The sequence below is a fragment of the Microbacterium aoyamense genome (genome assembly GCF_023155855.1).
GTDB classification, from domain to species: Bacteria; Actinomycetota; Actinomycetes; order Actinomycetales; family Microbacteriaceae; genus Microbacterium; species Microbacterium aoyamense.
Genome location: NZ_JAKNUT010000002.1, coordinates 135,685 through 147,956, shown reverse-complemented (window position 1 = coordinate 147,956; position 12,272 = coordinate 135,685). Strand labels below are relative to the sequence as shown.

Annotated in this window: 11 protein-coding genes; 5 read left to right on the top strand and 6 right to left on the bottom strand. The window is 69.8% G+C overall.

Annotation, left to right across the window (positions count from 1 at the left end; genetic code table 11):
* Window positions 1-109: 109 nt before the first annotated feature.
* A complete protein-coding gene (locus tag MA876_RS07445) occupies window positions 110-703 on the top strand; it encodes a DedA family protein (protein ID WP_248147405.1) in 594 nt (197 codons plus the stop codon).
* 150 nt (window positions 704-853) lie between these two features.
* On the opposite strand, the gene MA876_RS07440 is transcribed toward MA876_RS07445, so the two are convergent.
* Window positions 854-2,308, bottom strand: a complete 1,455-nt coding sequence (locus MA876_RS07440) for a cation:dicarboxylate symporter family transporter (RefSeq protein WP_248147403.1) — start codon at window positions 2,306-2,308, stop codon at window positions 854-856.
* 175 nt (window positions 2,309-2,483) lie between these two features.
* Between MA876_RS07440 and MA876_RS07435 the strand changes: the two genes are divergently transcribed.
* The 3 genes from MA876_RS07435 to MA876_RS07425 all read left to right on the top strand — a co-directional run bounded on the left by MA876_RS07435 (window position 2,484) and on the right by MA876_RS07425 (window position 5,361).
* Window positions 2,484-3,746 carry a sensor histidine kinase gene (locus tag MA876_RS07435; protein ID WP_248147401.1) on the top strand — a complete coding sequence of 421 codons (1,263 nt, stop codon included), beginning with the start codon at window positions 2,484-2,486 and terminating at the stop codon, window positions 3,744-3,746.
* Window positions 3,743-4,426, top strand: a complete 684-nt coding sequence (locus tag MA876_RS07430; protein ID WP_248147399.1) for a response regulator — start codon at window positions 3,743-3,745, stop codon at window positions 4,424-4,426. Before MA876_RS07435 ends, MA876_RS07430 begins: the two co-directional genes overlap by 4 nt.
* A 164-nt stretch (window positions 4,427-4,590) precedes the next feature.
* Window positions 4,591-5,361, top strand: coding sequence for a DNA/RNA non-specific endonuclease (locus tag MA876_RS07425; protein WP_248147397.1), 771 nt, complete (start codon window positions 4,591-4,593; stop codon window positions 5,359-5,361).
* A gap of 6 nt (window positions 5,362-5,367) precedes the next feature.
* On the opposite strand, the gene MA876_RS07420 is transcribed toward MA876_RS07425, so the two are convergent.
* The 5 genes from MA876_RS07420 to MA876_RS07400 all read right to left on the bottom strand — a co-directional run bounded on the left by MA876_RS07420 (window position 5,368) and on the right by MA876_RS07400 (window position 10,908).
* Entirely contained in the window at window positions 5,368-6,519 is a 1,152-nt protein-coding gene (locus tag MA876_RS07420; RefSeq protein WP_248147395.1) for a N(5)-(carboxyethyl)ornithine synthase, read from the bottom strand.
* 76 nt (window positions 6,520-6,595) lie between these two features.
* Window positions 6,596-7,249 (bottom strand): FMN reductase, encoded by a 654-nt coding sequence (locus tag MA876_RS07415; RefSeq protein ID WP_248147394.1) that lies wholly within the window; start codon window positions 7,247-7,249, stop codon window positions 6,596-6,598.
* Between the two features lie 4 nt (window positions 7,250-7,253).
* Window positions 7,254-8,435: an LLM class flavin-dependent oxidoreductase gene (locus tag MA876_RS07410; RefSeq protein WP_248147998.1), complete on the bottom strand. Its 1,182-nt coding sequence runs from the start codon at window positions 8,433-8,435 to the stop codon at window positions 7,254-7,256.
* Window positions 8,436-8,567: 132 nt separating this feature from the next.
* The gene (locus tag MA876_RS07405; protein ID WP_248147392.1) at window positions 8,568-9,452 is read right to left on the bottom strand and encodes an alpha/beta fold hydrolase; all 885 of its coding nucleotides are present in this window, start codon (window positions 9,450-9,452) and stop codon (window positions 8,568-8,570) included.
* Window positions 9,453-9,465: 13 nt separating this feature from the next.
* Window positions 9,466-10,908, bottom strand: a complete 1,443-nt coding sequence (locus tag MA876_RS07400) for a carboxylesterase/lipase family protein (protein ID WP_248147390.1) — start codon at window positions 10,906-10,908, stop codon at window positions 9,466-9,468.
* A 52-nt stretch (window positions 10,909-10,960) separates the two neighbouring features.
* Here MA876_RS07400 and MA876_RS07395 point away from each other — a divergent pair, with 52 nt between their 5' ends.
* Entirely contained in the window at window positions 10,961-12,130 is a 1,170-nt protein-coding gene (locus MA876_RS07395; RefSeq protein WP_248147388.1) for an acyltransferase family protein, read from the top strand.
* Window positions 12,131-12,272: the final 142 nt, after the last annotated feature.

Below are 12,272 nucleotides of genomic sequence, written 5' to 3'. Positions count from 1 at the left end.
GCGACGGGCGACGCCCCACCGCGCGGTGTTCACCGGATGCTCCGACGCGTGTCATCGAGAGCGATCGCCGTTGGTCTGCCGTTCACCGGCGAGAACTACAAAGGAGCCCGTGGTCGACGAGCTGCTGGCGTGGATCGCGCAGAGCCCGTGGGCGCTCGCGTTGCTGTTCGCACTGGTGTTCGCCGATGCGTTGCTCGTCGTCGTGCCGGGCGAGGCCGCGGTGACGGCCTTCGGCGCTCTCGCCGTCGCGCAGGGCGAACCGCTGCTGTGGGCGGTCATCCTCGTTGCGGCCATCGCGGCGGTGTGCGGCGACGCGCTCTGCTACCTCGTCGGCCGCACGATCGGACTCGAGAGATGGCGATGGATGCGACGCCCCCGCATCCGATCCGCATTCTCATGGGCGCAGGCACGCCTGCAGCGGCGCGCGGCGCTCGTGCTCTTCACGGCGCGATTCATCCCGTTCGCGCGGCTCGCCGTCAACCTGACCGCAGGGGCGACCCGCATCCCGGCTCCTCGGTATCTCGGCATCGCCGGCGTCGCCGCCCTCGCGTGGGCCGCGTACCAGGCGCTCATCGGCGCCGTCGTCGCGGCGATCCTGCCCGGCGGCCCGGTCGCCGCGGTGGTCGTGTCGGTCGTCCTGGCGATCGGTCTGGGCCTGGCGATCGACGCGATCCTCGCCCGGCGGCTCCGCCGCGCGGACTGAGTGCCCGGCGATCGTGCAGATCGGCGGGGGCCGTCGACGACGCGCCGGGTGGCAGCATCCCGGTCACGGCGTGTCACGTCGAGCTCCCGCCGATCTGCACGGGTGAGGCCCGCTCCGAGAAGACAGGAGCGGGCCTCGGGAAGGATCGAGTCAGTGGATGCCGGCGACCGCGCGTTCGCGGTCGCGCAGGCGCTCCTCCTTCGCGGCGGCCTCGGTCACGGCAGCCTCTTCGAGACCGAACGTGCCCACGGCATCCGTCGCCGTCGACATGCCGTCGTGGTCGTCGCCCGAGAGCGTCGACTCGTCGAACGGCCGCAGCCCGGCGAGCACCGCCCGCGCCTGCTCCTTGTCGAACTCCTTCGTCCAGGTGCCGATGAGCACCGTCGCGACGGCGTTGCCGGTGAAGTTCGTGACGGCGCGCCCCTCGGACATGAAGCGGTCGATGCCGACGATGACGCCGACGCCGTTCACGAGGTCGGGGCGGAAGGCCTGCAGACCACCGGCGAGGGTCGCCAGGCCCGCTCCCGTCACGCCGGCCGCTCCCTTCGAGGCGATGACCATGAACACCAGCAGGCCGATCTGCTCGGGGATCGACATCGGCGTGCCCATGCCCGCCGCGATGAACAGCGACGCCATCGTGAGGTAGATCGCGGTGCCGTCGAGGTTGAACGAATACCCGGTGGGAACCGTGATGCCCACGACGGGCTTCGAGACGCCGAGGTGCTCCATCTTGGCGATGAGGCGCGGCAGCGCCGACTCCGACGACGACGTGCCGACGATCAGCAGGTACTCCCGGGCGAGGTACTTCATGAGGCTGAAGATGTTGATCCGCGCGACGGCGTAGAGCATCGTGCCGAGGATCCCGAAGATGAACAGTGCACACGTGATGTAGAACGCGATCATGAGGATGCCGAGGCTCACGATCGCCGCGAATCCGGTCTTCCCGACGACCGCCGCGATCGCGCCGAACGCGCCCAGCGGCGCGAGCCACAGGATCATGCCGAGGATGCGGAAGACGAGGATCTGCAGCTGCTTGACGGCGAACATGATCGGCTCGCCCTTCTTGCCGAGCTGCTGCAGCGCGAATCCGACGAGCAGAGCGATGAAGAGCACCTGCAGCACGCTCTCGCCCGTGAAGGCCGAGAAGAACGTCGTGGGGATGATCCCCATGATGAACTCGGTCGTCGTCTTGGCCTCGACGTTCGACGTGTCGTAGGTCGCGCTCGTCATGTCGAGCCCTTCACCCGGGTGGATGATGTTGCCGACGACGAGACCGATGAACAGCGCGAACGTCGTCATGATCATGAAGTACAAGAGCGCGAGCCCGCCGATCTTGCCGACCGTCGCCGCCTTCGCGATCGATCCGACCCCCACGACGATCGTGCAGAAGATGATCGGCGCGATCATCATCTTGATGAGGTTGACGAACGCCTTTCCGATGGGCTCCAGGCTCTCGGCGAACGACGGCCAGATGAGGCCGACCGCAGCACCCAGCACGACGGCGATGATGACCGAGACGTAGAGCCACGTGTGTCTGTCCCACGAGGTCTTGCCGCGGCGCCAGTTGTAGCCGGGGAGCTTGAACGAGGATGTCGTGAGAGCCATGGTCGCCTCCTGGGTGAACGGTCGTTGTTCGGGCCGCCTCCTTCGGCGGTGGCTCCACTCTCAGCTCTCCGAGGGCACGGGAGGAGTTGTGGTCGTATTGGTCTCTCGCCGCGCACCGCCATGTGTGATCGGATGGATGCCGGATGCCGATGGCGCGTCCGGAGAGGCGGGCGACGTGGCTCGAGCACAGGGTCGGAGCGCGGCATCCCGCGTCTTCCTCGCCCTCATCGCCGCCGTCGTGGTCCTCGCCCTCCTCACGGCCGGCCTGCTGCTGCTGGAGAGCCAGCGCGCGGCGCGCGCCGAGGCCGAGCGCGTCACGCAGGCCGTCGCGCAGACGCTCGCGCACTCCCCGGACGTCGTCGCGGGCGTGGCCGCCGACGAACCGACCGCGCTGCTGCAGCCGCTCGCGGAGGACGTCATGGCGGATGCCCGGATCGACTTCGTGACCATCATGGACACCTCGGGCATCCGGATCACCCATCGCGACGTCGACGAGATCGGCAAGCACTACATCGGCACGATGCCGGCGAGCGCGACGGCGCTGACGGAGGAGTTCGCGGGCACGCTCGGTCCGTCGATCCGCACCATCGTGCCGATCGAGGACGACGGCGAACTCGTCGGATGGGTCTCTGCGGGGGTGACCATCGGGAGCATCACGGCATCCGCGCTCCCCCGCATCCTGGTCGCCGTCGCCGTCGCTGCGGCCCTGGTGGTGGCGGGATACATCGGGGCCGTCCTCGCGCGCCGCGCGACGCGTCGCGTCACGGGCGACCTGCCGGCGGGCGCGGTGCGCGACACGCTCGCGTCGGCCGAGTCGATGCGCACGCTCGGCGACGCGCTGCGCGCGCAGACGCACGAGCACGGCAACCGCATGCACACCGCCGTCGCCCTGATCGAACTCGGCCGAAGCGATGAAGCCGTCGAGCTCCTGACCGAGTCGGCGAGCCAGAGCCAGGTGCTCGTCGACCAGGTCGCGGCACGCACGCAGGGCGATCCCACCGTCGGCGCACTGCTGCTCGGCAAAGCCGCACAAGCCCGCGAGCGCGGGATCGCGTGGTCGGCGGATATCCATCCCGATGCCCCGCGTTCGCTTCTGCCACCGATCGATGCCGTCGCGGTCGTCGGCAACCTCATCGACAACGCCCTCGACGCGGCTGCGACAGGACCGGAGCCGCGGTGGGTGCGGCTGTCGATGACGCCCGCGGCCCACCAAGCGCTCGTGCTCGTCGTGTCGGACTCGGGCGACGGCGTGCCGCCGGATCTCCGGGAGCGCATCTTCGAGCGCGGGTTCTCGACGAAGCAGGCGGATGTCGCGGGGCGCGGCGTCGGACTCGCCCTCGCGCGCGCGGTCATCGAGGACATCGGAGGCACTCTCGATCTCGACGAGGGATCGCCGACGACGTTCCGCGCGGTGCTGCCCTCGGGGAGGCCCGAGTGATCAACGTCGCGATCGTCGATGACGAGGCCCTCGCGCTCGAGCTGCATCGGTCCTATGTCGAGCGACTCGACGACTTCCGGGTCGTCGCCGAGTGCGCCGGTGCGCGGGCGGCGCTCGCCCGGATCCTCGAGCCCGAAGCGGACGCCGCGCCGATCGATCTCGTCCTGCTCGACATGACGATGCCCGACGGCACGGGTCTCGACGTGCTCCGCCACCTTCGGGCGCGCGCCGCGGACGTCGACGTCATCGCGATCACGGGGGTGCGCGACGCCGACATCGTGCGCCAGGTCGTCGCGCTGGGCGCGACCCAGTACCTCGTGAAGCCGTTCGCGTTTGCGGCGTTCCGCGACCGCCTCGAGCAGTACCGGGAGTACCGCACGCGCATGCGCGCGGCAGCCGGCGAAGCGACGCAGGCCGAGATCGATGCGCTGCTGTCGGCACTGCGACCCGCGGGCACCGCACCGCTGCCGAAGGGGCTCTCGTCCGAGACGCTCGAGCTCGTGAGCGCCGACGTGCGCCGGCACGGCCCTGCGTCCGCGACGGAGACGGCGGAGCGGCTGACCATGTCGCGGGTCGCCGCGCGACGCTATCTCGAGCACCTCGTCGACAGCGGCCGGGCAGAGCGCGTGCCGCGCTACGGCAAGGTCGGGCGCCCCGAGACGGAGTACCGCTGGCGCTGATCCGACCAGAAAGAACCCGAACGTGCAGATCGGCGGGACAACCCCGCGACACGCCGCCCCGCAGCATCCACCACCCGGCGTGTCGCCGACACCTCCCGCCGATCTGCACGGCCCCGAGGAAGGATCACCGTCTGCACGTCGGTGACAGGCGACAGGATGGATGCATGGGCTACGACGATCGATTCCTCGAGGTGACGGTGCCGCTCCCCGCGGCGGCCACCGAGACCCGCGTGCTCGACTACCCGAGGTTCTCGGTCGCGCTCGACCCGCAGCGGCGGCTCGCGGCCGTGACGGGAGTCAACATCGACGGCGCGTCGCTGAAGGAGGTCCCTCGCACGGGCGACTGGCACCTCGATCCGCGGGTCCCTGTCGACGAGCAGGCGGGTCCGGCGGTGTACGCCCGCAACGACCTCGATCGCGGGCACCTCGTCCGCCGCCGCGATCCGGGCTGGGGCACCGACGCCGAGGCGCGCGCGGCGACCGAAGCGACCTTCGCGTATCCCAATGCCGCGCCGCAGGCCGCGGACTTCAACCAGTCGAAGGACCTCTGGCTCGGTCTCGAAGACCACGTGCTGCAGTACGCGGATGCGACGGACCGACGGGTCTCGGTGTTCACCGCCCCGATGCTCGACGACGATGATCCGCCGTATCGCGGCATCCGGATTCCGCTCCGCTTCTGGAAGATCGCCGCGTGGGTCCAGGACGACGCTCTGGCGGCCGCCGGCTTCGTACTCGATCAGAGCGAGCTCATCGACGACGCGGCGACGGTCGCCGCTCTCGGGGCGTTCCGCACGTTCCAGGTGCCAATCGCCGACATCGCCGAGCTCACCCGCATCGACCTCGGACCGCTCGTCGTCGCCGACGTGCTCGTCGCGAGCGCGGCCCGACCCCACGAGTGGCGTGAACTCGCGACCCCGTCCGACATCGCCCTCTGATGGGGACTAGGGGGCGGTGACCGCGTACGGTCGCTCGGAGTCGCGGTTCTGGAACTCGAGGATCGCCGCGTTGTGCACGTCTCCCCGGTCGACTTCGATCGCGCGCGAGAGCGTATCGTCGCCGCGCCAGGCATCGGGACCGGCCATGACCGTCGGCAGGAAGCCGAGCAGCGCCTCGCTGATCTCCCAGCTCGCGGAGTTCCACAGGTACGACGGGCTGTGGTCCACGGCGTAGTAGTTGATGCTCCCGCCGACCGTGAGCATCGGGTCGGCGAAGCTCGTCGGCTTCGCCCACTCGAACCCCATGCCCTCGTCGCACGACACGTCGACGATGAGGCTGCCCGGCCGGAAGGCGTCGAGGTCGTCGGTCTTGAGATACAGCAGCGGACGATTGGGGTCCTGAAGGGTGCAGTTCACGACGATGTCGCTCTCGGCCAGGAACGGTGCCAGCGGCACACGCCCTTCGTCGGTGATGACTTCGCTCAGGTACGGTCCGTCGTGATCGAACTGGATGATCTGCGCCGCGTGGATCGGCGCGGCGACCGACGCCGTCGCACGGTTGGTGAGCACGCGGACATCGTGGACGCCGTGCGCCCGCAGCGCGGTCACGGCGCCACGCGCGGTCGCTCCGAACCCGATGACGACGGCCGTCAGTCGGCGGCCGTAGTCGCCCGTCGAGCCGCAGAGCTGCAGCGCGTGGAGCACAGAGCAGTAGCCCGCGATCTCGTTGTTCATGTGGAACACGTGCAACCCGAACGTGCCGTCGCTCCCCCAGTGGTTCATCGCCTCGAAGGCGATGACCGTGAGGTGCTTGTCGAGGGCGATCTGCGTCATGGTCTCGTCCTGGACGAGGTGCGGCCAGCCCCAGAGCACCTGTCCGTCGCGCATCTCCCGCAGATCGGCATGCTGGGGCTTCGGCAGGAGCAGCACATCGGCCGTCGCGAAGAGCTCCGAACGATCGATCAGGCCGCCGACGAGCGGCCTGAGCTCGTCGTCGGGGATGCCGAATCGCTCGCCATAGCCCTTCTCGAGCAAGATCCTCGAGCGCAACTCGGCTGGGATGCGCTCGAGGTGTCCGGGATGGATCGGCACACGTCGTTCGTCCGGCTTCAGGGAGGAGCCGACGACGCCGAGAATGAGGGGATGCTGGGGAGCCACGAGGCCTCTTCCCGTTTCGGGGGCCGAACCGACTCCGTCTCCCGACGGTATCAGGGCCTCCTGGGAGCGGCTTCTCCTACTCCCCCGCGAGGCCGCCGAGCAGATGACCGAACGAGCGGCCCTCGCCGAGGTAGTTGGCGGGGTCGAAGGGATCGGCGGATGCCGCGGGCTGCTTCCGTGCGATCGCTTCGGCGAGTTCGCGCGCGCCGCGTTCGATCCGCTCGCCGAGCGGCGCGACCTGGTCGCCCGAGGCGCCCCAGTCGCTGGACGCCGCGAATACACCCGTCGAGACCGGCTCGGCGTGCAGGTAGGCGAACAGCGGCCGGATGGCGTAGTCGATCGCGAGCGAGTGCCGCGCCGTGCCGGCGTTCGCGCCGATGAGGACGGGCTTGCCCGTGAGCGCGTCCGGGTCGAGCACGTCGATGAACGACTTGAACAGACCCGAGTAGCTCGTCGAGAAGATCGGGGTCACCGCGATAACGGCGTCAGCCGACACGACGGTGTTGACCATCGATTCGAGTGCCGGCGGCGCGAAACCCGTCAGGAGGTTGTTCGTGATGTCGTGCGCGTAGTCCCGCAGCTCGAACACGTCGGCCTCGGCCTCGATGCCCTGCTCGGCGAGCTGCGCGATGGTGGCGGCGACCAGCCGGTCGGCCAGGAGCCGCGTCGACGAGGGGTTGGAGAGCCCTGCCGAGACGACCGCGATGCGGCGTGCGTTCTGCGCGGTCATCGGGTCACCGACCGATCCCGAACGACGCGCCGGCGGGTGCCGGAGTGTCCTGGTACGGCGAGCCGCCCGTCAGGTTGTCGCCGCGGTTCGCGTTGGGCCGAGCCTCGCGGGCACCGCCGGCCCTCTCGACGAGGTTGGCGTGGGTCGGGGCATCCGGAACATCCGCCGGACGGTCCTTCGCCAGCTCCTTGCGGAGCACCGGCACGACCTCGCCGCCGAGGATGTCGAGCTGCTCGAGCACCGTCTTGAGCGGCAGACCCGCGTGGTCGATGAGGAAGAGCTGGCGCTGGTAGTCGCCGAACGTCTCGCGCATCGAGGCGTACCGGTCGATCACCTGCTGCGGCGAGCCGACGGTGAGCGGAGTCATCTCGCTGAAGTCCTCGAGGCTCGGGCCGTGGCCGTAGACGGGCGCGTTGTCGAAGTACGGGCGGAACTGCGCGACGGCGTCCTGCGACTTCGCCGCCATGAACACCTGACCGCCCAGGCCCACGATCGCCTGCTCGGGCGTGCCGTGGCCGTAGTGCGCGAAGCGCTGGCGGTACAGCGTCACGAGGCGCTGGTAGTGCTCCTTGGGCCAGAAGATGTTGTTCGCGAAGAACCCGTCGCCGTAATACGCGGCCTGCTCGGCGATCTCGGGCGTGCGGATCGACCCGTGCCACACGAACGGCGCGACGCCGTCGAGCGGGCGGGGCGTCGACGTGAACCCCTGCAGCGGCGAGCGGAACTTCCCCTCCCAGTCCACCACGTCCTCGCGCCAGAGGCGGTGCAGGAGGTTGTAGTTCTCGATCGCGAGCGGCAGGCCCTGACGGATGTCCTGACCGAACCACGGATACACCGGCCCGGTGTTGCCGCGGCCGAGCATGAGATCGGCGCGGCCGCCCGAGACGTGCTGCAGCATCGCGAAGTCCTCGGCGATCTTCACCGGGTCGTTCGTCGTGATGAGCGTCGTCGCCGTCGACATGATGAGGCGTTCGGTCTGGGCGGCGATGTACGCGAGCGTCGTCGTGGGCGACGACGACCAGAACGGCGGGTTGTGGTGCTCGCCGAGGGCGAAGACGTCGAGCCCGACCTCTTCGGCGTGCTTCGCGAGTGTCACCGTGTTGCGGATCTTCTCGGCCTCGCTGGGCGTGCGACCGTCGGTCGGGTCTTCGGTGATGTCGCTCACCGTGAAGATGCCGAACTGCATTCCCGGCCACGTGGTGGTGTCGTTCACGATCTCTCCGCTTCTGCGTCGGCGGGGTCTCCGTCGGCGATTCTATGCAAATGAATGTATCTCGTAGAACGCCTGCCGCACGAATCTATTCCCGTCGCGTGTCGCTCAACGAACGGAATCGAACATCCGCAGCATGTCGCGCACGAGCTGGTGCGGCGCCGTCTCGCACGGCGCGTGGCCGGTCTCGTAGACGGCGAGCGTCGCACCGATCCGGTCGGCGTACTCCGCGTGCTGCGGGATGGGCCACAGGTCGCTCTCGCCGACGGCGATGAGCTTCGGGACCGGGGATGCCGCGACCTCCGCGACGATGTCGGGCATCGTCATCATGATCCCGACGACGTCGTCGATCGCCGTCCGCTTCGTCACCGCGAGGCGCTCACGCACGAACGCGATCCGCCGCGGGGGCGTTCGGTTGAGGTTGTAGCGGATCCCCCACAGGATGAGCCCGGCCGCGCGGTGCGGGGGCATGTCCGAGATGGGGCCGATGTGCTTGACGCCCTTGAACACCTGACCCACCGCCGGCGGTGCCGCCATCAGAGTGAGACTGCGGAAGAGGTCGGGCCGCTGTACGAGACCGAGCTCGGCGACGAGCCCCGCGAAGCTGTACCCGAGCACATGCGCCGGGCCGTCACCGTCCTCGAGGATCGCGATGAGGTCGTCGACGAAGAGCTGACGGTCGTAGTGCTCGCTCGGCGGATCGAGGTGGGCGGGACCCGCATCCACCGATTCCCAGTGGCCCGCGATGTCGTACGACTCGACGCGGTAGCCCGCGTCGGCGAGCAGCGGGAAGATGCGGACGAAGTCCTCCTTCGACCCGGCGACGCCGGGGATGAGGACGACGCGCTCAGCGCCCTCCGGCCCGAGCACGACGCGCGCGAGCAGCCCGCTCGGCGCGGCGAAGGCATCCCGCACCGTGCCTTCGGGAAACACGTGCCAGTCGATGTCGGGAATGTCCTGGTCGAGGGCGAGAGCAGGGTCGATCGTGGTCATGGCGCCGTCGAGACTATCGCGTAGGGAGCCCCTCGAGCTCGTCTGCGCGCGGCGCGTAGTCGATGTGACCGCCGTCGGCGTCGAACGCCTGGACGGGCCTGCGCGCCGACCACGCCTGCCATCCGGGATCCCCGCTCTTCACGAACGACACCCACGCGGAGTGCATCGCGTCGGCGAGCCTCTGCGGAGCATCCGCTCCCGCGAGCGCGATCGCGTCGGGCGTCTCGATCGCGTCGAACACGAAGCCGAGCTCCATGCCGTGCGCCGCGCCGAGGCCGCCCACGGGGCTGCGCCACCGGAACTCGTACACCCAGGTGCCGGCGTCGGCGGCGATACGGCTGTCGGCGAAGCGCGTGAGCGGACCCCGCAGCAGCATGTCGCCGACGATCTCGCCGAGCACCTCTCCCGGCGTCGCATCAGGGCGACGGCGACGGTGGGCCTTCACCACCCGCGCGGGCACGCCGGCCGCGAGTCGCGCGATCGTGAGGGTCGCGCGGCGGATCTTGTCGAGCGCGCCGCTCGGCACGAACCAGAGACGGTACTCCTCGCTCGTCGAGCCGATGAGGACGGGGATGCCGCGGCTCGCGCCCGCGAGCAGCGCGTCGAGCGGGCTCGTGGGTACCGCGTCGCCACCGACCGCGAGCGCCACGGTCGGCCCGCCGCCCAAGGGCGAGCCGCCTGCGGCGATGGCCGTCTGCGTCTCGACGAGCTTCGCGGGCGTCTCGTGCGAGAAGCCGTCGCGGGATGCCGGGACGCCGAGCCTGTTCGCGACCTCGAGCGTCATGCGCGCCGCCTTCTTCGGCGGCTGCGCGACAAGTGGTCCACTCTGCAGGATCGCCTGATCGAAGAGCTCTTTCGCGTGCGGCAGTGCGAGGGCCGCGGCGAGCACGTTCGCCCCCGCGGAGTGCCCCATCACCGTGACGTTCGCGGGATCGCCCCCGAACGCGGCGATCTCCGCCCGCACCCAGCGCAGGGCCGCCTCGACGTCGAGCACGCCGAGGTTCTGCGGCACCTCGGGGAGCACGGCGAACCCCTCCTGCCCGAGCCGGTACTGGACAGAGACGTAGACGACCCCGTGCCGCGCGAAGGTCCTACCGTCGTAGGCTGCGAGGGCCGCCGATCCGCGCGTGAGCGCGCCGCCGTGCACGAAGACGAGCACCGGCAGGCCCGTGCCGCCCGGCGTCCACACGTTGGCGGTCAGGATGTCGTCGCCCGGGATCTCGACCGTCGGGAGATAGTCCTCGAGGCCGCCGCCGTAGGGCGCCTGCGGCGCCGTGGGGCCGAAGGCCGAGGCATCCCGCTCGCCCTCCCACGCTGCGGCGGGCTGCGGCGGCTCGAAGCGGCGCTCCTGGAACGGCGGGGCCGCGTAGGGGATGCCGAGGAATCGATCGATCCCGTCGGCCGTCACGCCGCGGACGGCTCCGGTCGACACGTTGCGCACGGGGGCGTCGGGCATGCGATCTCCTTCGATCCGGGGGTGACCCCCAGGATAGGGTGGGCAACGCCTCATGACTGAACCGACCCAGCCTCCGACCACGGGAACGACGCGGGTGTCACGCGCCAAGCGCCGTGTGCCGTTCTGGGACAACGCGCGCTTCGCGTGCATCGTGCTCGTGGTCCTGGGTCACGCGACCCAGCGCCTGACGTACGACTCCGACATCGCGCTCGGCCTCTACCTGGTCGTCTACGCATTCCACATGCCGGCGTTCGCGATCATCTCGGGTTACTTCTCCAAGTCCGACGCGCCGTCGAAGCGGCAGATGGCGCGCGTGATCACCGACATCCTCGTGCCGTACGTCATCTTCGAGGGCATCTGGACCCTCACGAAGTGGCTCGTCGAGGGGCAGGCGAACCCCAACCTCACCGAGCCGTCGTGGACGCTGTGGTTCCTGCTCGCGCTCGGCATCTTCCGGCTCGTGCTGCCCTACCTCGCCCTGCTGCGCTGGCCGCTGCTGTGGACGCTCGCGATCTCGATCGGCGCGGGCTACCTGCCCAACGTCGATTCGACCTTCTCGCTCTCGCGCACCCTCGGGCTGCTGCCGTTCTTCACGCTCGGCTGGTGGCTGCGCGAGCACGACATCGTCGATCGCCTGAGGCTGCTGCGGGACCGACCGTGGTGGGTCTTCGTCGTGGGCGGCGGGCTGTTCACGGTGGCGGGGTTCGTCGCGTGGGTCTTCATCGACGAGTTCCGCGCCATGAACCTGCGCGAATGGCTCTTCTACGACGCGAACTACTCGTCGATCGGCGGAACCCAGTGGTGGGCCGGCGGCGTGCGCCTCGCGCTCATGGCGGTCGCGATCGTGCTCTCGGCGGCGTTCTTCGCTCTCGTTCCGCGGCGTACGCACTTCTGGACGCACTTCGGCCAGTACACGATGTACGTCTACCTGCTGCACTCGTTCGTGCTCTACCCGTTCCGCGAGTCGGGCGTGCTGCGCAATCTGGACCCCACGTGGCTGTGGCTGCCGATCGTGATCGTCCTCTCCGTGCTCATCGCGCTCGGGCTGGCGACGAAACCCGTGCGCACGGTCTTCCGCCCGCTCATCGAGCCGCGACCGGGTTGGCTGTTCAGCGATCCCATGCTCGCAGGACGCGAAGGCCGCCGCAGCGACCCGACGGGGTCGCGCCGACCCCGCGAAGCACCGCGCGTCCTGCCGGCGGACCCCCGCCAGAACGGCTGAATCGAGGACGCGGCGTCCGCGATCTCGAAGCTCGGCGTGGAGGATCGCGCCGCCGCCGCCGTGCTCGCGCCGCCCCGTAGGTGATTCACCGCCGTTCGCCGCTACAGCGGCGTGTCGCTCCGGAGGTGATTCACCGCCGTTC